Origin of the sequence: Rhizobium sp. BT04 (assembly GCF_030053135.1) — a bacterium.
In the GTDB taxonomy this organism is placed as follows: domain Bacteria; phylum Pseudomonadota; class Alphaproteobacteria; order Rhizobiales; family Rhizobiaceae; genus Rhizobium; species Rhizobium binxianense.
Genome location: NZ_CP125652.1, coordinates 2,723,222 through 2,745,559, shown reverse-complemented (window position 1 = coordinate 2,745,559; position 22,338 = coordinate 2,723,222). Strand labels below are relative to the sequence as shown.

The 22,338-nt window shown below is 61.1% G+C and carries 21 protein-coding genes; 10 read left to right on the top strand and 11 right to left on the bottom strand.

Annotated features, from left to right (window positions below; genetic code table 11):
- Positions 1-16: 16 nt before the first annotated feature.
- Both QMO82_RS21835 and QMO82_RS21830 read right to left on the bottom strand, forming a co-directional pair.
- Positions 17-2,560, bottom strand: coding sequence for an ABC transporter permease (locus QMO82_RS21835; RefSeq protein WP_183608584.1), 2,544 nt, complete (start codon positions 2,558-2,560; stop codon positions 17-19).
- A complete protein-coding gene (locus QMO82_RS21830) occupies positions 2,557-3,264 on the bottom strand; it encodes an ABC transporter ATP-binding protein (protein ID WP_183608585.1) in 708 nt (235 codons plus the stop codon). The genes QMO82_RS21835 and QMO82_RS21830 overlap by 4 nt, the downstream gene beginning before the upstream one ends.
- A gap of 71 nt (positions 3,265-3,335) precedes the next feature.
- Between QMO82_RS21830 and QMO82_RS21825 the strand changes: the two genes are divergently transcribed.
- Both QMO82_RS21825 and thpR read left to right on the top strand, forming a co-directional pair.
- Complete coding sequence (locus QMO82_RS21825) at positions 3,336-3,980, top strand: arylesterase (protein WP_183608586.1); 645 nt, start codon at positions 3,336-3,338, stop codon at positions 3,978-3,980.
- A 68-nt stretch (positions 3,981-4,048) separates the two neighbouring features.
- Complete coding sequence (gene thpR / locus QMO82_RS21820) at positions 4,049-4,642, top strand: RNA 2',3'-cyclic phosphodiesterase (RefSeq protein ID WP_183608587.1); 594 nt, start codon at positions 4,049-4,051, stop codon at positions 4,640-4,642.
- Here thpR and QMO82_RS21815 read toward each other — a convergent pair.
- Positions 4,549-5,049 carry a low molecular weight protein-tyrosine-phosphatase gene (locus QMO82_RS21815; RefSeq protein ID WP_183608588.1) on the bottom strand — a complete coding sequence of 167 codons (501 nt, stop codon included), beginning with the start codon at positions 5,047-5,049 and terminating at the stop codon, positions 4,549-4,551. The genes thpR and QMO82_RS21815 overlap by 94 nt on opposite strands.
- A 34-nt stretch (positions 5,050-5,083) precedes the next feature.
- Here QMO82_RS21815 and QMO82_RS21810 point away from each other — a divergent pair, with 34 nt between their 5' ends.
- Complete coding sequence (locus tag QMO82_RS21810) at positions 5,084-5,389, top strand: 4a-hydroxytetrahydrobiopterin dehydratase (RefSeq protein ID WP_183608589.1); 306 nt, start codon at positions 5,084-5,086, stop codon at positions 5,387-5,389.
- A gap of 66 nt (positions 5,390-5,455) precedes the next feature.
- Positions 5,456-5,845: a YkvA family protein gene (locus QMO82_RS21805; RefSeq protein ID WP_183608590.1), complete on the top strand. Its 390-nt coding sequence runs from the start codon at positions 5,456-5,458 to the stop codon at positions 5,843-5,845.
- A gap of 28 nt (positions 5,846-5,873) precedes the next feature.
- On the opposite strand, the gene QMO82_RS21800 is transcribed toward QMO82_RS21805, so the two are convergent.
- A complete protein-coding gene (locus QMO82_RS21800; RefSeq protein WP_183608591.1) occupies positions 5,874-6,434 on the bottom strand; it encodes a sigma-70 family RNA polymerase sigma factor in 561 nt (186 codons plus the stop codon).
- Between the two features lie 334 nt (positions 6,435-6,768).
- Between QMO82_RS21800 and QMO82_RS21795 the strand changes: the two genes are divergently transcribed.
- Positions 6,769-7,278, top strand: a complete 510-nt coding sequence (locus tag QMO82_RS21795) for an invasion associated locus B family protein (RefSeq protein ID WP_097610316.1) — start codon at positions 6,769-6,771, stop codon at positions 7,276-7,278.
- Positions 7,279-7,981: 703 nt separating this feature from the next.
- Here the strand turns inward: QMO82_RS21795 and QMO82_RS21790 are convergent.
- From QMO82_RS21790 to torT, 7 genes are all read right to left on the bottom strand, one after another.
- A complete protein-coding gene (locus QMO82_RS21790) occupies positions 7,982-9,616 on the bottom strand; it encodes an NTP transferase domain-containing protein (RefSeq protein ID WP_183608592.1) in 1,635 nt (544 codons plus the stop codon).
- Positions 9,613-10,320, bottom strand: coding sequence for an XdhC family protein (locus QMO82_RS21785; protein ID WP_183608593.1), 708 nt, complete (start codon positions 10,318-10,320; stop codon positions 9,613-9,615). The genes QMO82_RS21790 and QMO82_RS21785 overlap by 4 nt, the downstream gene beginning before the upstream one ends.
- On the bottom strand, positions 10,320-10,649 hold the full coding sequence (locus QMO82_RS21780; protein WP_183608594.1) for an XdhC family protein: 330 nt from the start codon (positions 10,647-10,649) through the stop codon (positions 10,320-10,322). The genes QMO82_RS21785 and QMO82_RS21780 overlap by 1 nt, the downstream gene beginning before the upstream one ends.
- 49 nt (positions 10,650-10,698) lie before the next feature.
- The gene (locus QMO82_RS21775; protein ID WP_183608595.1) at positions 10,699-11,667 is read right to left on the bottom strand and encodes an ABC transporter permease; all 969 of its coding nucleotides are present in this window, start codon (positions 11,665-11,667) and stop codon (positions 10,699-10,701) included.
- Positions 11,664-12,527: an ABC transporter permease gene (locus tag QMO82_RS21770; RefSeq protein ID WP_183608596.1), complete on the bottom strand. Its 864-nt coding sequence runs from the start codon at positions 12,525-12,527 to the stop codon at positions 11,664-11,666. The genes QMO82_RS21775 and QMO82_RS21770 overlap by 4 nt, the downstream gene beginning before the upstream one ends.
- A 128-nt stretch (positions 12,528-12,655) precedes the next feature.
- Complete coding sequence (locus QMO82_RS21765) at positions 12,656-14,254, bottom strand: sugar ABC transporter ATP-binding protein (RefSeq protein WP_246718333.1); 1,599 nt, start codon at positions 14,252-14,254, stop codon at positions 12,656-12,658.
- Positions 14,255-14,265: 11 nt separating this feature from the next.
- Positions 14,266-15,321 (bottom strand): TMAO reductase system periplasmic protein TorT, encoded by a 1,056-nt coding sequence (gene torT, locus QMO82_RS21760; RefSeq protein ID WP_183608597.1) that lies wholly within the window; start codon positions 15,319-15,321, stop codon positions 14,266-14,268.
- Between the two features lie 461 nt (positions 15,322-15,782).
- On the opposite strand from torT, the gene QMO82_RS21755 reads away from it, so the two are divergent.
- The 5 genes from QMO82_RS21755 (at position 15,783) to QMO82_RS21735 (ending at position 22,338) form a co-directional block, all read left to right on the top strand.
- The gene (locus QMO82_RS21755) at positions 15,783-16,802 is read left to right on the top strand and encodes a helix-turn-helix domain-containing protein (RefSeq protein WP_246718334.1); all 1,020 of its coding nucleotides are present in this window, start codon (positions 15,783-15,785) and stop codon (positions 16,800-16,802) included.
- A 117-nt stretch (positions 16,803-16,919) separates the two neighbouring features.
- Entirely contained in the window at positions 16,920-18,938 is a 2,019-nt protein-coding gene (locus tag QMO82_RS21750) for a hydantoinase/oxoprolinase family protein (RefSeq protein WP_183608598.1), read from the top strand.
- An 11-nt stretch (positions 18,939-18,949) separates the two neighbouring features.
- Positions 18,950-20,914, top strand: coding sequence for a hydantoinase B/oxoprolinase family protein (locus QMO82_RS21745; RefSeq protein WP_183608599.1), 1,965 nt, complete (start codon positions 18,950-18,952; stop codon positions 20,912-20,914).
- A gap of 99 nt (positions 20,915-21,013) precedes the next feature.
- Positions 21,014-21,868: a xanthine dehydrogenase family protein subunit M gene (locus QMO82_RS21740; RefSeq protein ID WP_183608600.1), complete on the top strand. Its 855-nt coding sequence runs from the start codon at positions 21,014-21,016 to the stop codon at positions 21,866-21,868.
- Complete coding sequence (locus QMO82_RS21735) at positions 21,868-22,338, top strand: (2Fe-2S)-binding protein (protein WP_183608601.1); 471 nt, start codon at positions 21,868-21,870, stop codon at positions 22,336-22,338. Before QMO82_RS21740 ends, QMO82_RS21735 begins: the two co-directional genes overlap by 1 nt.

Genomic DNA, 22,338 nt, shown 5'->3' with positions numbered 1-22,338 from the left:
GGGTGCCGCTGCCGGCTCAAAGCTCGCGCAAGACAGGTGCCGCTTTCTGCCCGAGGATGCGCCAGGTGCCGATCAGGCCGATGCCGACGGTCAGGACGAGCGCGGTCACCAGCGTCAGCCCTGCGACGTCGGGCAGAAAGGTCGAGGGCAGGCGCATGATGCGGGCGACGATGAACCAGGCGGCGACGCCGCCGGCGATCAGCGCGAAGATTGCGGTCGCGAGCCCGAGGATCAGATATTCGTAGCTGAAGGCGCGGATCAGCATGGCGCGGGTGGCGCCGAGCGTCTTCAGCACCACCGCGTCATGGGTGCGCGCCCTGTTTCCGGCGGCAAGCGCGCCGGCAAGGACGAGGATCGAGGCGATGAGGGCGACGGAGGCCGCGGCGCGGATCGCGGTCGCCAGCTGCGCGACCAGCTGATTGACGATATCGATCGCATCCTTGACGCGCACGCTGGTGATCGTCGGATAGGTGTTGGTGACGGATTTCAGGATCGCCGCATCTTCGGCCGGTGTCGAGGAGGGATCGGTCAGGGTCGCCAGCCAGGCATGCGGGGCGCCGCGGAAGGTGTTCGGCGAGAAGACCATGACGAAATTGATCGACAGCGATTCCCATTGGACGCGGCGCAGATTGGCGATCTTCGCGGTGATATTGCGGCCGAGCACGTTGACGGTCACCTTGTCGCCGATCTTGAGGCCGAGTTCATGGGCCTCTTCCGAGGAGAAGGAGACGAGCGGCTCGCCGCTGTAATCCTTGTCCCACCAGCTGCCTTCGGTGAGGGCGGCGTTTTCAGGCAGAGTGTTGGCATAGGTGATGCCGCGGTCGCCGTTCAGCACCCAGCGGCCGGCCGCCGGCACGTCCATCTTGGTGACGTCCTCGCCGTTGAAGGCGACGATCCGGCCGCGCAGCATCGGCACTTCGACGAGCTTTCCCTGCGGCGCCTGCGCCTGGACGAGATCGCGGAAGGCGTCGACCTCGGCGCTCTGGATATCGACGAAGAAGAAGTTCGGCGCACCCTCGTTCATGCGGCCGGTCAGCTGCTGGCGCAGGTTCCCGTCGATCAGGGTCAGCGTCACCAGCAACGCCAGGCCAAGGCCGAGCGAGAGCACGACCGAGGGCGTCAGTGCGCCGGGGCGGTGGATGTTGCCGATCGCAAGCCGCAGCGCCGGCGAATTGACGCGCGGGCTGCGGCGCGCAAGCCAGGCGATCGCTGCTGCGACGAGGCGCAGGACGACGAAGGCGAAGACGATCGCGCCGACGAAGACGACGGCGATGAAGCGGTCATAGGCGGTGAGGACGGCGAGGCCGGCGAGAGCGGCCATGAACAGCGCGGCAAGCAGGATATAGGGCCAGGACGGCAGGCGGCGGGCTTCGAAGCCCTGCTCGCGAAAGAGTGCGGTCGCCGGCACTTCGCGGGCATGGCCGAGCGGCAGGATGGCGAAGGCCAGCGTCGTCAGGATGCCGAAGAGCGTCGCAAGCAGTAGGGCGCCGGGATAAAGGGTCGGCGTGGTCGAGACCGGCAGGAATTGCGCCAGGAACTGCGCGGCGAAGATCGGCGACAGGGCGCCGATGATCAGACCGATCAGGATGCCGCCAAGCGCGATGATAGCGATCTGGAAGAGATAGATCAGCACGACGACCTGCGCCGGCGCGCCGAGACATTTGAAGGTGGCGATGGTGGTGCGTTTGGCATCGAGGAAGGCGCGCACGGCATTGGCGACGCCGACGCCGCCGACGATCAGCGCGGTGAGACCGACCAACGTCAGGAACTGCGAGAAACGGGTGATGTTTTCGGTGAGCGAGGGTGCGGCGCGGTCGCTGGTGCGGATCGCCCAGCCGGCGGAGGGGAATTCCTTGGCGGCACGCGCCTGGATGCCCGACATCGCGGCCTTGTTTTCCAGCCGGATCTTATAGGCATGCTCGACCAGGCTTCCCGTCTGGATCAGCCCGGAGGCTTCGAGCGCCCGGCGGCTGACGAGCAGGCGCGGCGCAAAGCCGAAACCTTCCGACAGCGCATCCGGCTCGGTTTTAACAGTGCCTGTTATGCTGAGCTTGACATTGCCGAGCAGCAATTCGTCGCCGACCGCAAGGCCGAGCCGATCGAGAAGCAGCGGCGCTGCGACCGCGCCATAGGTGCCGCCCTGGCCTGAAAGCAGGGCTGCGAGCGGATAGTCCGGCTCGGCGACGAACTTGCCGTAGAGCGGGTAGGCGTCGTCGACCGCCTTGACCTCGACCAGCGCCTGGTCGGAACCGTCAGGCTTGCGGGCCATCGAGCGCAGGCCCGTCGAGACCGACACCGTGCCCAGGCCTTCGAGGAAACCCAACTCCTGAGGCGTGGCTTCGCGGTTGTTGAGCTCGAAGCGGACGTCGCCCGCCAGCAGCTCCTGCCCCTGCGAGGCGATCGTGTCGGTGATCGACTGCGAAACGGAATTGACGGCGGCGATCGCGCCGGTGCCGAGGGCGATGCAGGCCAGGAAAATGTAGAAGCCGCGGATGCCGCCGCGCAGCTCGCGCAGCGCCAGGCGAAAAGCGAGCGACACGCGCGGTGTGATGATCCTCATGCGATCGCAGCCTCGCTGCGGCGGGCGGCGCTGTCGCCTTCGATCCTGCCGGAACGGACGCGGATCTGGCGCGAGCAGCGGTTGGCAAGCGAGACGTCGTGGGTGACGAGAAGCAGGGTCATGCCGCGTTCTGCCTGCTTGGCGAACAGAAGGTCGGCGATCTGGCGGCCGGTCTCGGTGTCGAGATTACCGGTGGGCTCGTCGGCGATCAGCAAAGCGGGCGAGGGGGCGAGCGCCCTGGCGATCGCCACGCGCTGCTGTTCGCCGCCGGAAAGCTGACCGGGATAATGGTTCAGCCGTTCACCGAGGCCGACCGAATTCAGCTCGCGATGGGCGATCTCGAAGGCGTTGCCGACATTGGCGAGTTCCAGCGGCACGGCGACGTTCTCCAGCGCTGTCATATTGGCGATCAGGTGGAAGGACTGGAAGACGATGCCGATGTTGCGGCCGCGGAAATCCGCCACCTGATCCTCGCTCAGCGCGTGGAGCGGCGTGTCGTTGATGTTGATTTCGCCGCTGTCGAGCTTCTCCAGACCGGCAAGCACCATCAGCAGGGTGGACTTGCCGGAACCGGACGGGCCGACGATGCCGACGGATTCGCCGGCCGCGACATCGAGATCGATGCCCTTCAGCACATGGACGGAGGCGGCCGCACTGCCAAGGGTGAGATCGGCACCCTTCAACTCGATGATGGTTTTTGCCAACAGAAATCGCCCTATATAATCCGTAATCGAATGGCCGCATAACAGCACTTCGCCAATCTAGGGAAGCCAGGATGAGATTTAAAGTTGCCGCGCTTCAATTCACCGTCATCGCCGTTTCGCTGATCTTTGCCGCTGCAGCCAATGCCCGGACGATCAATCTCGTCGGTTTTGGGGACAGTTTGATGGCGGGCTATCAGCTGCCGCCCGGCGACGGTTTTCCGGAAAAGCTGCAGGCGGCCCTGAAGGCAAAGGGTCTCGACGTCACCATTGCCAATGCCGGGGTCTCCGGCGACACGACGACGGCAGGTCTTGCGCGCATCGACTGGTCGGTGCCCGACGGCACCGATGGGGTCATTCTCGAGCTTGGCGCCAACGATGCGTTGCGCGGCGTCCCGCCGGAGGAGAGCGAGAAGAATCTCGATCAAATGATTACCCGGCTAAAGGAGCGTGGGATTGCCGTGCTGCTCGCCGGTATCATAGCGCCGCCGAACATGGGAGCGGATTATGCCGCACGATTCAATCCGATCTATCAGAAACTCTCGGAAAAACATAAGCTTCCACTCTATGCCTTCTTTCTTGACGGCGTCGCGCTGGAGGCTGGGTTGAAGCTCGACGACGGCATGCATCCAAATGCGAGAGGGGTCGACGTCATGGTCGAAAAGATGGAGCCTGCTGTCACAAATTTCGTCGAAACGATTTCTTCTGTGAAGAAATAGGGGCTTGCGCGGTTGTTGATTGCGTGATTCCGTGTGAGCACCTGCAAAAGATTCGGGGAGTGCTCGTGATGCCGAGACTGTTTACCGCCCTCGAAATTCCGCGCAATGCGGCGATGAGCCTTTCATTGCTGCGCGGTGGCCTCCCCGGAGCACGATGGATCGATGTGGAGAATTACCACATCACCCTGCGCTTCATCGGTGATGTCGACGGCCGCACGGCCGATGAAATCGTCGAACGCCTCGACCGGATCGACCGGCCGGAATTCCAGTTCAGGCTCGAAGGTATCGGTTCCTTCGGCTCGAAGAAACCACATTCGGTCTGGGCCGGCGTTTCGCAATCGCCTGAAATGTATGCCCTGCAGGGTGAGATCGAGCGCATCTGCCAGCGCATCGGCCTGCCGCCGGATCCGCGCAAATTCACGCCGCATGTGACGCTGGCCCGGCTCAAATCCTCGCGGCTCGACGATGTCGTGCAATATCTGGCGGGTCGCGGCAATTTCCATACGGCGACCTTCACTGCGCCGCGCTTCGTGCTGCTGTCGTCGCGCGAATCGGTCGGCGGTGGTCCTTACCTCACCGAGGAAGTGTTTCCGCTGCACGAGGCGCGTTCGACGCCCAGCGTTTCGAGCAGACTGCTGCAGCCGGCCAAGAGCCTGGTATAGACCAGCTCGAAACCTTCCGGGCCGCCATAATAGGGATCGGGAATATCCTCTCCCGTTCTCAGCGCGATCTCACCAAAGAGATGGATGTTTGCCCCAGGTCGTGCGCTCTTGCCGAGCGCCGCCAGATTTTGCCGGTCCATGGCCAGGATCAGGTCGAAATCCGAGAGGTCGCTCGGTCTGATGCGGCGGGCGCGCTGTCCTGATATATCGATACCGTGGCTTTTCGCGGTGGCGATCGAACGCCGGTCGGGCGGCTCACCTTCATGCCAGCCGCCGGTGCCGGCCGAATCGACCGTAAAATGGCCGGTCAACCCTGCTTCGGCGACGAGCTGACGAAGAATTCCCTCCGCGAGCGGAGAACGGCATATATTGCCCATGCAAACGAAGAGGATGCTGATGCGTTTCATCGGTAAACCTGTCGACAGATGAGAGGACGATCGCATGAAAATGGAAAAACTGGAACGGACGGCGGTCGAGGCTGAGCTGGCCGGGCTTGCAGGCTGGGCGCTCAACGATGCGGCCTCCGCGATCTCGAAGACATTCAAGTTTTCAAATTTCATCGAGGCTTTCGGATTCATGGCGCAGGCAGCACTCGCCGCCGAGAAGCTCAACCACCATCCCGAATGGTTCAACGTTTATTCCCGAGTGGATGTGACGCTCAACACGCATGATGCCGGCGGACTGACGGAGCTGGATTTCAAGCTCGCCAAAGCCATGGAGAAGGCTGCGGCGCGACGTGTCGTTTGAAAGTGGGGCCGATTGAAAGCCGGTCCGCCATCACCATATGTTCGCTTGGACGAAAGGGATGCAGGGATGGACGAGGTTAAATTCGGGGAAATCCTCTTGCCGGGCGACGACGACACCCAGAGCCGGCGCGAGAAGACCGTAAGGCAGAAATTCTGGCCGACGTTCCGGCGGGCGGTGCGACAGATCCCGTTCTCGCGCGATGTGGTCGCCGGTTTCTATTGCGCGCTCGATCCGCAAACGCCGACCAAGGTGCGCGGCGTGCTGCTTGCAGCGCTCGCCTATTTCGTCATGCCGATAGACATGATTCCCGATGTTTTCGCCGTCATCGGCTTTTCCGACGATATCGCCGTGCTCTCGGCTGCCTTCGCCATGGTGCGCGGCCATATCCGGCCCGGCCATTACGAAGCGGCCGACCGCGTTCTCGCCGACCGGCCGGAAGCGATGAAGACGATCTAAAGCGCCGCACGGTTTTGGGCGATATGCGTCAGGCGATTTCGCGTTCCAGCACCTTGCGAAGCTTGCCGAAAGCAAGCCGGATGCGCGATTTCACCGTGCCGAGCGGCAGCCCGGTTGATTCGGCGATCTCCGAATGCGATTGGCCGAGGAAGAAGGCGGCGCGCAGCATGTCGCGCTGCTCCTCCGGCAATTGGCCGACGGCGGCGCGTATCTTGGCGTCGCGATCGTCATTGGCGATGATGTCTTCCGCGCCGATCTCGGCCGGCGGCTGCAGGGCCGGGTCGGTCTCATCGAAGATGCGGGTATTGGTGCGGCGCTGCAGGTCGATGCGGCGATTGCGGGCAATGCGGAAAAGCCAGGTCGAGAGTGAAGCTCGCGTCGCATCGTAGAGATCTGCCTTGTGCCAGAGCACGATCATGATCTCCTGCACCAGTTCCTCGGCCTCGCCCGACGTCATTTTCTGGCGCATCAGCCAGGCCTTCAGGCGGGGGGCGAAATAGTCGAACAGGATGGAAAAGGCCTGCTGGTCCCGATCCCTGGCGACGGCCTTCGCGAGGGCAGCGAAACGCTGTCTTTCCTCGGCATCCATGTCTCCTCACGAGCCCCCTGCGGCGAAATTTCGTCTCGGATTTCCAAGTCTTAATGAGGTACAACGGAAATGGGAAAGGTCAAACTCTTGCCTGAATCTTTGTGTCTTAAATTCAGCCGAACGGACGGCCAGTGCCATCGGGGCACCGTGTCGCGGCCGATACCGTCAAAGGGTCGAAAATGACATTCGAGCTGAAATGACACAGGCAAATACAAATCGCAGCTATTGTTGACCATTTGGTAACCTGAATTAAGTCAAAATAAAGCAGATCGTGATTATGCGGCGCCCGCTATGATCGCTTCGGGCCTTGAATCGCAAGAACCGGCAGGAATCCATGTTTGTAAAAAGTATCGTATCCGCTCTCGCACTCACCCTTGTTATGGCCGGAGTTGCGACAGCGCAGCAGGCCGCGCCGAACCGCATCCAGCAGTTCCAGGCATGGGGCGCCTACTCCTACAAGTCGGGCAACAGCACCGTCTGCTACGTGCTGTCCGTTCCGACGGCAAAGCAGCCGGCAAGTGTCGACCATGGCGACAACTTCTTCATCGTCTCGCAGCGTCCGGGCCAGAACATCTCCTATGAGCCGCAGGCGATGATGGGCTATACGGTGAAGGAAAATTCGAAGATCAATGTCGTCATCGACAACAAAACCTTCGTGATGTTCACCAAGGACAAGGCCGGCTGGGTCGAGAATGCCGCGCAGGAGCCGGCCCTGGTCGCCGCGATGAAGACCGGCCATTCGATGACGGTGAATGCCGTCTCGCGCAAGGGCACCGGCACCTCCTACAGCTATTCGCTCTCGGGCATCTCGGCGGCGCTGAAGCAGATCGAAAGCTGCAAGTAAGCAGCGTTTCGTCGACAGAGTTCAAAAGGCCGGCCTTGCGCCGGCCTTCGTTATTTCCATCTATAGAAGACTCCGAGCCGTCTGCCTGTGCGACCACTAGAGCAATTCCAGGAAAAGTGCGCAGCGGTTTTCCGTCCGGAATTGCGTAAAAACAAAAAGTTAGAGCGGTTCTGCGCTTCCATCAAAAGCTGAACCGCTCTAAGTATTCAAGAGTAGTCCCGATCGCGACACGGGGCCATCCCGTCGGTGGAATAGTGCGTGCTGCCGCAAGCCTCCATAATCACGACAGCAGGAGGTAGTGCTGCCATGAACTGGCGGATTGCTGACGCGAAACTTCTCATGCCCCGCCATCGACGCACCATGAATCTGGAAAACAGTTTTTGCGAGATCCACCGATCTACCCCTATCATCGTATCTTTCGTCACGGTTCCCGTCCTTTCCGCTCGTGGGCTTTCACCCACTATTCTGGCACATCGCGATGCCGTCTGAAGTGGGTGGCGACCCCATCTTGTTCCGGCCCCAAAGAGCCGCCGTCCTCGGTGTCACGGTTCCGGTTGGTCGAGACCCTGGGCAGCATGCCACGATGGCAGTCGTTTTGAGTCTAGAGCATTTTCGTTTTTCTTCGAATCACGAAAATGCTCTATCTCTTTGTTTTAACGCAATTCCGGACGCAAAACCGCTGCACACTTTTGCTGGAATTGCTCTAGTCCCTCAACAATCCGCCTGCAGCGGTCACCGCTTCGGGTGTGTCGACGTCCAGATGTGCCGCGTCGCCGATATCGACGTCGATGATTGGCAGACCGGATGTCTCGGTGATATGCCGTGCGCCGACGTCGCCCTCAAGCCGGAAGATGGCTGCGCGCAACGAATGCGGCAGGATGACAGGATTGCCGCGCTTGCCACGAGACACCGCGCGAACGATGGCGCGACCCTCGCACTCGCGAAAGGCGGCAATCAAAGCATTGAGATCAGCAGCTGAGACGAAAGGCATATCGGCCAGCATGACCAGAACGCCATCAGCATCGCGCGCGTCCTTGGCGGAGAAACCGGCAATCAGCGAACTTGCCATGCCGGATCCGTAGTCAGGATTTTCCACAGCCGTAATGGCAAGCCCCGAGAGCGCGGCCTCTATCTCTGCTCTGCGATGTCCCGTGACGACCGCAACAGATGCCGCATCTGACTCGAGGGCCGTCATGGCAGAGCGCCGGACCAACGGCAATCCCCCAAATTGCGCCAGCAGCTTGTGCGCGCCGCTTTCACCCATCCGGCTCGCCTTTCCGGCCGCAAGAAGCACAATGGCGACGCATGCCTCTGCATAGCGCCGCTCGCGCCCGTCACGCGGCCGCGGCCGGGTCTCAATTTCCGACAACAGCCCTCCGACACCCAGGCCGGTCACATCGGCGCTATCGGGCTTTTCGCCCGCTAGTATACGGTGCAGCATCCAATCGAAGCCGTTCTCTCTTGGGCTGCGCGCGCAGCCCGGCGCGCCGACGACATAGGTCTCGCCGATGCGGCCGAGCACCATGAGATTGCCGGGATCGACCGGCATCCCAACGCTGAGCACTTGGCCTCCCGCCCGACGGATCGCCTCGGGAATGACATCCGCTTCGTCGATCACCGCCGAAGCGCCAAAGACGATTATGAGCTTCGGCGGCTTGTCTTCGATAGCGATTACCTCCTTAATCGCCCCGGCCAACGCATGGCGCTCATGCGACACACGTTTCTCCCGGAAAAGTCGGTTTCCGAAAGCAGCCAGCCGCCGCCCCAGTATTCCGGCCGTCTTGTCCATCACCGAGGTTTTCAGCGACGGAAGCTCGGTCGCGATCAGAGAGACGGCGTGCTCTAGAAAGGGCTTCATCTCGAAGGCCGTTCCGTTGCGCAACGCCGCGCATGCGGCCTGCACCTTGGAGTCCGGCACGGCGAGCGGAATGATCTTGAACGTCGCCACCATGTCGCCAGCATTGACCAGCGAATGATCAGCAAGACAAGCGACGGTAATGGCAGGGTCAACGCGGTTCACCCGATCGACAACTTCCTTGTTCACAATGAAGAGGCCGCGTGCCCTGGCATAGACATTGACGCGCCCAGTCGCGGCTTCCGAAAAGCACAAGCGATCAGACCTGATCGCTTGTGCCAGACGTAACGCAGCCTCATCCTCGCTGAGATCGCCATCCTCGATGCGGGCGGCGACGATCCGCTCGATTCCCGCCCGAGCGAGCCTTACGATATCGTCTACCGCGACGGCTTGGCCTTTCTGAAGCGTGCCATCCGGCAGCTTGATCGAATGGGCAAGAACCAATCCCTCGGCTTCGGCGACGGGGAACTCGCCGAACTTCATCGTTTGTCACCCTTCGGTGAGGTCGCGTCGCGCGAACGCAGCGCCTCGATGACCTGCGCCAATATCGCAACGGCGATCTCTGCCGGACTTTCAGCGCCGATGTTGAGGCCGATCGGACTGTTGATCCGCGCAAGCTCGGCACCGGCAAAGCCTTCTGCTTTCAACCGCTCCAGGCGCGCAGTATGGGTCTTCGTGCTGCCGAGGGCGCCGACATAGAAACAGCCTGTGCGGATTGCTTCGGCGATTGGGAAGTCATCGATCTTTGGATCATGCGCTACAGCGACAAGCGCGGTGTGAACATCGAGCTTACCCTTCTTCAGTGCATCCACGGGCCAGTCTACCCTTAGATCGATACCAGCAAAGCGCTCGGGGGTGGCAAAAGCAGTGCGGGGATCGATAATCCTCACGTCGAAGCCTGCAAGTGCCGCAAACTGCGCCAGCAGCTGGCTGATGTGCACGGCGCCAATAATGACGATCCGTGGAGGCGGAAGATAGACATTCAGGAAGAACAACTTGCCATTCGCTTCGACGATCCCCGAGCGGCCTGAACGGAACACACTGGCAATCGCCGCGGTGATCGCACCATCGAACCCGTCGCCCTCTGCGACAAGGCGATGGGTGCCTGTCTCAAGATCGGTGACTAGCACCACGGCGACCCGGGAAAGCCGGGCGGCGTTGAGACGGGCCAGATGGGTGACATCCATTAACCGAGCCTTTCGACATAAACACGGATGCGACCGCCACACGAAAGACCGGCACGCCAGGCCGCTTCGTCGGCAACGCCGAATTCCAGCATCTTCGCCTTGCCGTCGCCGATGACGTCGATTGCTTCAGCGATCACTGCAGTTTCGACGCAGCCACCTGAGACCGAGCCTTCGAAATTACCTTCTCTGTCGATCGCAAGATGGCTGCCGACCGGGCGTGGCGCCGAACCCCAGGTTTCTATCACGGTCGCAATCGCGACGTCGCGGCCGTTCATCTTCCACTCTTCTGCCGTCATCAGCGGATCAAGCACGAGAGACGTTTTGCTCATAGCAAGCCTCACTTTTTGTCGAGCAACGCCGCAGCACGGTCGCAGGCAGCTAACGGCGCAGCTTCTCGCCAATCGTTCCTGTAAAGGCGGCAACAATGACAATGAAACCGATGATGACGGATTGCAGCGACCCGTCTATCTGCGCAAGATTCATCCCTACGGACACGATCGTCACAAGCAAGGCACCAAGGATCGGGGCCTGCACGGAACCGACGCCGCCGCGCAACGAGGCCCCGCCGACGACAGCGGCTGCGATGCTGTTGAGCACGAGGCTCGTTCCCAGGTTCGGCTCGCCGGATCCCGTTCCGGCAGTCATCATCAGCCCAGCCAGGGCCGCGATCGCACCGCAACCCGAATAGGCGAGGAACAGGTGCAGCTTGACATTCCTTCCGGCAACCATGGCTGCTCGAGCGTTATCGCCGATCAGATAGAGTATCCGGCCGAACGTCGTTCTGGTCAGGAGCAGGTGCAAGAGCGCAGCAAGTGCAATCGCCGCCACCAGCGGGGCCGGTAGCCCCAGAGGCCGGGACTGATTGAACACATATGTGAACGCCTCGGGGACGCCGAACACCGGGAAGCCGTTTGAGATTGTCGTTGCCAGACCGGTGAGGATGCTCATCGTCCCGAGCGTGACGACAAAGGGATTGATTTCGAGATAGGCGATCAGAAGCCCGTTCACAGCGCCGATGGCGCAGCCAATCGCGAGCGCCACCAGCACCGCGGTCGCGATCGAGACCTGCGCGTGCTCCGGCATCGCCACCATGACCATACAGGAAACAACCGAGACGAGAGAAACATTGGCTCCGACCGAAAGATCGAACCCGCGGCAGATCAACACCAGGAGCTGGGCTGCGGCCAGCATGAACAGAAGTGATGTCTGCTTGAGCAGGTTCTCTAGGTTGGCAAAGGATGCCATGGCGGGTTGCAGAAGCGCGAATAACGCAAACAGTGCCAGGATCACTATCGGCATGCCTAGGGCACGGATCGGGCTCGACGGGATCAAATCAACCGCTTTCATAGATTTGTGCTCCGCAGGCGTTTGAAGTTGTCGAGCGCGGCCGCTGCAATGACGATCGTGCCAACGAGGATCACCTGATAGCGGCTGTCGACGCGAATGAGATTCATGCCATTGGCAATCACCGATAGAAACGACGCGCCCAGGATCACCATCGACAGGCGCCCGGAGCCGCCTTTGAGAGAAACGCCCGCCAGGATGGCGGCGGCAATACTGTCTAGCATCATCGAGCTTCCAAGCGTCGCCTCGCCCGAGCCGACACGTGCGGTCAGAAGCAGCCCCGTCGCCGAGGCCAGAAGACTGCTCAGTCCGTACGCGAGAATGATATGGAGCGGCACGTTTACACCGGAGAAATGCGCGCCACGCTCATTGCCACCGACGGCATAGAAGCATCGCCCCGTTCTGGTCGAGGTGAGCACATAGCCGAGGATCGTCACGATGACCGCAGCGATTAGCAGGACAATTGGTACGCCGTGAATGCGACCGCGACCAATCGTGTCGGTGAAGATTTCCGGAAGCCCGTAAAGCGGCGTGCCGCCCGACAGATATTCGGCAAGGCCAACTGCGATCGACATCGTACCGATGGTGACGATGAATGGAGGCGCGCGCAGGATCGCAACGCAGACGCCGTTCGCCAGACCGATCAGGCCGGCGATCAGCATGCCGGCAACGCAGCCGAATACGATGCTGGTGATGGTGAAGTCCGGCAGGACGTCGAGGAAATGGACAATCGACAAGGTGCTGATGACGCTTGTCAGGGCGATGACGGCGCCCACAGATATGTCGAAGCCGCCGACTACGATGACGAGCATCTGGCCGGCCGCGATCACAGAGAGATAGGACGTATTGCGCAGGATGTTCATGATATTCTCGAACCGAATGAATTTGGGTTCGATCATGGCAAACAGCAGACATGTCGCCGCAAGTAGAAGGGGAAGAGCAGGGGGGGTGCCGAGCTTGCCCCGGAGTGTTCGGTTTTGAGCGAGAGTGTTCACCAAATTACTCCCTTCCCAGGGCGTTCGCCTTCGATGGCATGGGGCCGGTTAACCGGATGGTCAAAGAACGATGTCAGCAGCGCCTCTTCAGAGATGTCGTCGCCTTCCATTTCCGCCACGATCCTGCCGCTGCGCATCACCAAAAGACGGTGAGAGATATGGATGACTTCGGCCATGTCGGACGAACAGACCACAACGGCCTTGCCGGCTTCCGTCAGTTCCTTGATGAAGTTGTAGATTTCGACCTTGGCTTGCACGTCAACGCCAACTGTCGGCTCGTCGAACAGATAGATATCGAGCTCACGTGAAAGCCCCCGCGACAGCAGGACCTTCTGTTTGTTCCCACCGGACATGCTCTCGATCGGCGCCTGCACACTGCGGGCTTTGATATTGAGCCGGTTGATGATGCGCTGGGCGAAATCCCGTTCCGAACGATGGCGGATCCATAGGTTGCGTTTTGAAAAAGCGCTGTCATCAAGGGCGGCGATCGTTGCGTTCCAGCCGAGGCTCTGGCGCATGGAGAGCCCTTCGGTCGCCCGGTCGGACGGGAAATAACAGAGTTTGCGGCCGAGCATGGCGTTCGGCATCGGGCTCACCACCGGCTGGGCGCCGAGCGTGATCGTGCCGTCGGTGATCTTTTCCAGGCCGTAGATTGCCCGGATCAATTCGGACTTGCCGCAGCCGGCGAGGCCAGCGATCCCTAGCACTTCGCCACGGCGGATCTCGAAATCGACCTGGTCGACCAAGCCGTTGGCGGCGGTGAGATTTTTGACCGCCACGGCGGTCGAGGAGACGTTCCGCGCGATCTTCGGGTAGAAGCTCTCGAAACTCCGCCCGGTCATCGACTTGACAAGCGTCGAATGGGTTATGTCCTCACGCGCGAGGGTGCAAATGTTATTTCCGTCACGCAGCACGGTGACCCTATCGGCGAGGCGATCGATTTCAGCCATGCGATGGGTGATGTAAACGATCCCAAGCCCCCGGTCGCGCAAGGACCCGATTAGGTCGAACAGCGCAGCAGCCTCCTGGTCGGCGAGCGAGGCCGTCGGTTCGTCGAAGATTATCACCTTGGCATCGTGCAGCAGCGCCTTGGCGATCTCGACCATCTGCATATGAGCACGCCGCAGGGTAACGATCCTGGTGTCCGGATCGAGCGGGAAGCCGAGCTTGGCGAGGATGGCGACGGTCGCCTTGCGCATGGCGGCCTTGTCCAGCCGGCCGAAGCGCATCAATTCGCGTCCGAGGAAGATATTTTCGGTGACGGTCATTTCGGGGATCAGGCTGAATTCCTGAAACACGGCGGAAATGCCGGCATGCTGCATCCTGGCCGGCGTGACACCCTCGACCGTCTTGGAAAGCAGTTGGTACTCGCCTTCATCGGCCTGCAAGACGCCGGCCATGATCTGGATCAGGGTCGATTTCCCGGCACCGTTTTCGCCGAACAGGACATGGACTTCGCCGGCTTCAAGGTCGAAATCGACGCCCGACAGGGCTGCAAAGGCGCCGAACCGTTTGACGATGGCCCGCATCGAGAGGATGGGGCTGGGCGATACGGGCCGCTCCGGGCCCGTATCGCTCCTATTGTCCGTCTTCATCAACATGACCATCAATCGACCGAATAGACCGGCTTCCAATCGGCAGGCGCAAAGGAACGGGTCAGGTCCATACTATCGATATTGTCCTTGGTCACAATGCTCATCGCCGGATTGAGATGCTTGTAGTGCTCCTTCTTTTCAAGAATGCGGACAGCGAGGTCCACGGCGATGCGGGCTTCCATCACCGGCGATTCCGTGACGGTGGCGCTGACTTCGCCCTTCTTCACGAGATCGACGATGCCCTCGTTGGAATAATAGGAGGCAACCGTGATATCCCGGTCGACGCCGGCTTCCTGCAGCGCCTGCTTGGCGACTTCGGCGGTGACCGCCGTGCCGTAGATGATGCTGATATCGTCATAGGTCTGCAGCGCATCCTCCACCAACTGCAACTGGATGCTCTTGCCGGTGTCGCCATACTTGGCGTCCAAAAGGTCGATTTTCGAGCCTTCAATGCCGCGCTTGACGCCCTCGGTCGAGGCTTCCGCCCAGCCCGATCCCTGCGGCCCGGGGAAATGCAGCAGCTTGACGTGGTCGGCATTGCCCTTGAACTTGTCGGCGAGGAATTTCGCGCCGGCTTCGGCCGCGACATCGTAATTGGCGTAAATCTTGGCGTCGGCCACGTCGCCCTGCAGCGGATTGATCACGCCGACCTGGACGATGCCCTTTGCCTTGCCCTCGGTCATGCTCTTGGCGAGACCAGCTTCCGAAATCGCGCCGATGACGATGGCGTCGACGCCGAGCGCCACGCAGTCATTGTACTGCGCCACCTGCTTGGCAGCTTCGGTGTAACCGCCCGCCTGAAAGATCGTTGCCTTGATGCCGAGCTGTTTCGCCTGGTCGGCGATACCGTAGTCGACGCCGACCCAATAGCTGTCCTTCATATGCGGGAACAGCACGCAGATGTGCCATTTCTTCGACGCCTTATCGAGGCCCTGATAGGGAACGGTCTTGCCGGAGACGACATCCGTCACGTCGAACGGCCAGATATCCCCGGCATAGGACAGAGTGGGGTGGAAAAGTGCCAGGAGACCTGACAACATCACCTTATTCATACTTGTGCGTTTCATGTGTTCCACCTATTTTATTTTGAATTATATTTATGTGCATCAATTTTCACTAAGCGTGCGGAAAGTATAAAATGCCTTCCCTGGCATTCGCACGTCAAAGTGCGGTTGACGAATTCGATACCGTCATCACCATGTGCAACGCTTGCTAGCCTAGCAGAGAGCCCGTGAAATACATCATTGCTGCGCGAACAAACTCTGGTTCGAATGCGCACAGCCGCATGGGCCGGTAGGCCCGGTTTGGCCGTCTATACTGTCCGGATTTATGAATAGATATACGCGCGCGTGAGATTTACCTATCAACAGGCGGTGTATCGGCCGATCTGCAATTTTCGGTACTGAAGTTGGGCTCCAATCGCCGTTCAGGCGGCGGAAATGGCCGTCCATATGCCAAGATCGCCGAGATTTAATGCGCATAGCGACAAGACACCAAGCAAATACATGTTATCGTCGGGGCAACAAGAATGGGAACAATATCGGTGAGACCGGCAAAGCCGGCCGCCGCCTTCGCACAGGAGGATGAGGCAATGCTGTTTTCGACGGCCAATTCCAGTTCGCTGGCTCGCGGAAGCTATTGGCAGGATGTTATCTCCAATACTTATTTCCCGCTCGACCTCAAATATCGTGACGAGGATCGGTTCACCGGCGATCTGCAATGCTGGTCGATGGGGAATTTATCGCTGTCGCGGATCAAATGCGAGGCGATCCTCTATAAGCGCCACGAGCGCCAGATCGTCGCCGAACGCGAAAAGAGCTTCCTGGTCACCATTCCGGATATTGCCAGCATCAACTTTGCCCAGGACGGGCGCGAGGTTTCCTGCGCACCTGGAGGCTTCGTGCTCGAACGCGGGGATGCCCCTTACGAGTTCAGTCATCCGGGCCCGAATGCGGTATGGGTCCTGAAAGTGCCGAGCTCGACGCTCCGGGCCCGTGTCGGGCCGCCGGAACGGCTTACGGCGCTTTCCTTCGATGCCACCAAGGGCGTCGGCGCCTATTTTGTCGATGCAGTGCGGTCGAGCGCCCGCCGCTTGAACGAGATGGACGGGACCGCGCATGAAGTGGTCGGCCAGCATCTGGTCGATTTGCTGTGTATGGCGATCCAGGGCGACGAGCGCGTGCTCAGCAGCAATCTCAGCTCCGTCCGGTCGGCGCATCTCTTCCGGGCCGAGCAATTCATCCGCAACCAGCTCCACAAGCAGGAACTGCTGCCCCAGGACATCGCTGATCGCTGCGGGATCTCGCTGAGATATCTGCAGCGGCTGTTCACCGACAGCGGAAGGTCGATCTGCGAATGGATCCGCGAACAGCGGCTTCTGATGTGCGATGAGGAACTACGCAAGAAGAGTTCGCAGCTGACGATTTCGGAAATCGCCTATAATTGGGGCTTCTCCGACCAGTCGCAGTTTTCCAAGCATTATCGGTCTTATTTCGGCCGCTCGCCGAGCGAGGCGCGCCTGCAATATCGGCAGAACGCCATCTGTTGACCATGATACCTAGCTGACCGCCTGCCGGCGGTCCCCTGCCAAAATCGAAATTCTGCATGCAAGCGGCACAGGTTGCGCCAGCGATGGCAGACGCTTGTCCATTGAAAGGAAGATAAAATGGAAAATATCCGCGTTGCGGTGGATGTCGGCGGTACGTTTACCGACATCTGCATCCTCGACGAAACGACAGGCGAGATCCGCATCGAGAAGACATCCTCGACGCCGGATCCGATCGACGGGATCATATCCGGCGTGGAACATGCCAAGGTCGACCTTTCGCAGGTCTCGATGTTCTCGCATGGCACGACCGTCGCCACCAATGCGCTGATCACCCGCCGACTGCCACGCACCGCCATGATCTGCACCGAGGGCTTCCGCGACGTGATCGAGATCCGCCGCGCCAACAAGCAGGATCTCTGGGATGCCTATAAGGATGTCGCCAAGCCCTATGTGCCGCGCAAGGACCGCCTGACGGTTTCCGAACGCGTCGATGCGGCCGGCAAAGTCGTGACACCGCTCGATGAGGAGGATGCACGGCGGGTGGCGCGCATCCTCAAGCGGCGAGGCGTTAAGGCGGTGTCGGTCTGCTTCATGAACGCCTTCGTCAATGGCGAGAACGAGCGCCGCATGCGCGCCATCATCCGCGAGGAGATCCCCGGCTTGCCCGTCTCGATCTCATCCGAAGTCATGCCCGAGATCTTCGAGCATGAGCGCTTTTCGACGACGGTGGCCAATGCCGTGCTCAGTCCTGTTGTCGTCGACTATACGACGAGGCTCGGCGACAGTCTGCGCAGAAAGGGTTACAAACGCGACTTGCTGCTGCTGCACACCGGCGGCGGCGTGATGACGCCGAAGAGCGTGCAGGATTTCGCCGCCCGCCTTGCGGGCTCGGGCATCGCCGCCGGCGCTATTGCCAGCCGCTATATCTCGACGCTCTGCGGCTATCCCAATTCCATCGGCCTCGACATGGGCGGCACCTCGACCGACGTCTCCATGGCCTATGAAGGCGAATCCCGGATCAGCAAGGACTGGTATATCGAGTTCGGCTATCCGATCCGTTTTCCGAGCATCGAAGTACTGACGATCGGCGCCGGCGGCGGCTCGCTGGCCTGGCTCGATGAGGCTGGGTCGCTCCGCAACGGTCCGCAGTCCGCCGGCTCCCAGCCAGGGCCGGCCTGCTACGGCAAGGGCAATGTCGTGCCGACCAACACCGATGCCAATGTCGTGCTCGGCCGGCTCGGCACCAGCCTTGCAGGCGGCAAGCTGACTCTCCGTCCCGAACTTGCGGAAGAAGCCGTCCGCACCGGCGTTGCCGAACCCTTCGGCATCGATCTCCACACCGCGGCGGAATCGATCATCCAGGTCGCCAATGCCAATATGGCAAATGCCGTCCGGCTCATCTCGATCAGCCGCGGTTACGACCCGCGCGATTTCGCTCTGGTCGCCTTTGGTGGCGCGGGTGCCCTGCATGGCGCGGCGGTCGCCCAGGAGCTGGCCATTCCCGTTGTCATCGTGCCGCCCAATCCCGGGGTGACATCGGCGCTGGGCTGCCTGCTGGTCGATATCCAACACGATTTCTCAGACAGTTTCATGGCCGATGCGGCTGCGACGAAGCCCGAGGATATCGAGGCAGCCTTCCAGCGGCTGGAGAAGGAAGCCCTGGAGCGCCTTGAGCATGAGGGCGTGGCGCACAAGGACATCGTGATGCAGCGCAGCGTCGAAATGATGTATCAGGGCCAGTGGCGCTCACTTGCCGCATCTGCACCGACCCCCATCGTCGACGTCAAGGCGCTCGTCGAAGGCTTCCATCGTGAGCATGAGCGCGAATATAATTTTCGCCGCGACGATGCGCCCGTAAGCCTGTTCCGCGTCGCCCTCAAGGCAATCGGCACGGTGCCGAAGGCGCAACTTTCCGAACACAAGCCCAGCATGGAAAAGCCCGGACCGCGGTCCCGGCGCGCGGTCTGGTTCGAAGGCGAGCCGCACGACACGCCGATCTTCGAACGCAACGACCTGCCGGCCGGCTTCACGATCGCAGGCCCGGCGATCGTCGAACAGTTCGACTCGACCGTCGTCGTGCCGCCCAACACCACGGCAGTGGTGGATAAATATCTCAACATTCTCATTCACCTCTAAGGAGACCCACGATGAACAACGTCGACAAGTTGGACGGGCTCGATCCCGTCACCTTCGAGGTGCTCAAGAATTCCTTCATCACATCGGTCGACCAGATGGCCGAACAGATGCTGAGAACCTGCTATTCGTTCGTGATCTACAATCGCGATTTTTCCAACGGACTGCACGACGCCGAAGGCAATTCGGTGGCCCAGGGCACGCAGGATATCGCAGTGCATGTTGGGACCCTGCATTTTACCTGCAAGGAAGTGATTCGCGCCTTCGAGGGCGACATGCTGCCGGGCGACGTGTACGCCATCAACGATCCCTATGCGGGCGGCACCCATTTCAGCGACGTCCGCCTGATCCGGCCGATCTTCGACGAGGATGAGCTGATCGGCTTCAGCCAGTCGAACGGCCACTGGTCGGATCTCGGCGGCAGCGTGCCGGGCTCCTTCGATGTCTCGGCCAAGGATATGTTCCGCGAGGCAGTGCGCATCACGCCGGTGCGCCTGTTCAATGGCGGCCGCTTCTGCAGCGATGTCGCTAATCTGATCGCGGCCAACACCCGCGATCCGCGCTCCATCATCGGCGATATCCACGCCCAGTCGCAGGCCACCCACGTGGCGGAACGCGACCTGTTGCGGCTCGTCAAGAAATATGGCCGCAAGACGGTTACCGACGGCATGGCCGCCGTTCAGGATTATGTCGAGCGCGCCATGCGCCAGCGCATCGCCGCCCTGCCTGACGGCACCTGGGAAACTGTCGACTATATCGACCGCGATCCGGCCGCGGGCGAGGGCATGATCCCGATCCGCATCAAGATGACGATCAAGGGCGACAAGGTCTATTACGATTTCACCGGCAGCCATCCGACCATCGGATCGATCTACAATTCCGCGCCGGGCGCCACCTTCTCGGCGGTGGCCGCCGGCATGAAGACCTTCTTCCCGGATCTTCCGCTCAACAGCGGCTTCTACCGCATTTTCGAGATCGTCAGCCCGCCAAACAGCGTCGTCAGCGCCCAGTGGCCGGTCGCCGTCACGGGCTTCCTGATGCCGTTCGAGAAGATCATGAACTCGATCTTCGAAATGTGGTCGAAGATCATCCCGGAACGGGCGATCTCTTGCTCGTTCAATCTCGAATATCTGCTCACCGGCGGCCATGATCTCCGCCATGCCGAAAAGCCGATCTTCATGTTCTACGACTGGCTTCCAGGCGGCTGGGGTGGCCGCAACGGGCTCGATGGCTGCAATGCCACGACCGCCTGCTTCGGAACCGGCCTGATGGCCCAGCCTGTGGAAGGCCAGGAGCGGGTCAACCCCGTCCTGACCACGCGTTTCGAGATCAAGCAGGACTCGGCCGGGCCTGGCAAATTCCGCGGCGGTGTCGGTGTCGAGAAGACCTCCATCCTGCTCGAAGCCGAGAAGTCGGTCATTTCCTATATCTGCGACCGCGAGAGGGCGGTGGTCTGGGGCACGCATGGTGGTCTGCCATCCATGCCGCATGGATTGACCATCCGCCGCGCCGGCGAAGAGCAGGATGAATGGCTCGGCTCGGTATTTTCCGACGTGCCGCTTCGCACGGGCGACATTTTCTCTCGGCCGACGGCAGGCGGCGGCGGCTTCGGCGACCCTCTGGAGCGCGATCCCGAAAAGGTACGGAAGGATGTGGAAAACGACTATGTGTCGATAGATCGGGCCCGCAAGGATTATGGCGTCGTGCTTACGGTCGTCGATGCGGACCTCGCCGAATATGCAATCGATCTCGGGGCGACGGAGCGCGAACGGGCTTCCATTCGCGCCGCGCGCAGGGGCTGGGCCGCCACCGATCCGGCAATCGTGTCGGAGATGTACAAGTCCGGCCAGATCGATGTGCTCGATGTCGTCAGGCACTATGCCGTCATCCTCGATTGGGGCAATGGCGCCGAGCTTCCCGAGACCACTCGCCAATTCCGCGAAATGCACGAAAAGCGGACAGTCTCACACTGGAAGTAAGCATCGTGCCACGGCGCCGTCTCCCGAGCGCTGTGGCTTTTCGAATGGATCGAATACCGGTTGAGGGTGAAGTCGGCGGTTACGGATGGGAAATCCCGGATGACGACAAGAGAGTTCATATCCGCAACGAGCGTGGACCAGGCGGTATCAGCGCTGGCCGACCATGCCGGCGGCGCGAAGCTGTTGGCCGGGGCGACCTGGGTGATGCGCGCGCCGCTCCGCGGCGAATATCTGCCGAGGGCGGTGATATCGATTTCCGGCATCGCCGAACTCGGCGAGATCAGAATTGGGCCTGATCGCCTATCGATCGGTGCCTGCGTCAGCCATGCCCGTCTCGCCGACGCTCTTGCCGCGACCGATGAATTCGGAGGGCTTGCCGATGCCGCGCGCCTGTCGGCCAATCCGGCCATTCGGTCGGTGGCCACGGTGGGCGGCAACCTCTGTGCGGCAGGTTTTGCGGCTGCCGATCTCGTGCCGGCGCTGCTCGGTCTCGAGGCGACGGTCGAATACCGCTCCGTGGTCAGCGCCTTATCGATGGGCATGGAGGAATTTCTCCGCATGCGGACGACGCTTGGACCGGGGCTGGTCACCCGGATACATGTGCCGCGTGGTAAATTCCGTTCGGCGCATGCCCGCCTGCCCTTGCGCAAGGCGGGCGACTATCCGGTTGCCATCGTCTCCGTGAAGACGGACCGGCATTCCGACGGCTCTTTCCATGGCGTGTGCATTGCGGTCGGCTCTGTCGAGGCGACGGCGCGCCGTTGGCACAGGCTCGAAGCCTCGGTCGAGGGGCAGGCGCTGGCGCCTGTGGAGATCGGCACGCTCGCCGAGGAGATGTCAAAGGAGTTTTCAGGCCGCGGCGGCATCGAGGCGCCCGGCTGGTACCGCATCCAGGTTCTGCCGGTGCTGGTGCGCCGCGCCTTCGAAGACCTCGTCGGACAGGAGACCAATTGATGGCCATCCTGTTGAACGTCAATGGTGAGGCGCGTAGCTATCACGGCGATCCGATGACGCCGCTGGTCGATGTGCTGCGCAACGACCTGCTGCTGACCGGCGCCAAGTCGGTCTGCGGCGAAGGCTTCTGCGGCGCTTGCATGGTGCATGTGGAAGGCCAGCCGACGGTCTCCTGTCTTTGCCCTGTCGGACTTGCGGCGGGCCGAAGCGTGGCGACGATCGAGAGCCTCGCGGTCGATGGCGTGCCCAATTTCATCCAGCAGGCTCTCGAAGACCTCGATGCCGTCCAATGCGGTATGTGTTTTCCGGGCATGGTGATGACGCTGACCTCCTTCCTCGACCAACATCCAGATGCGGACCGCACGACGATCAAGGCGGCGCTGTCGGGCAATATCTGCCGCTGCACGGGTTATGAGCGGATCGTCGATGCCGCCCTTGTGGCGGTGATGCACAAGGAGCGCCCGGAATGA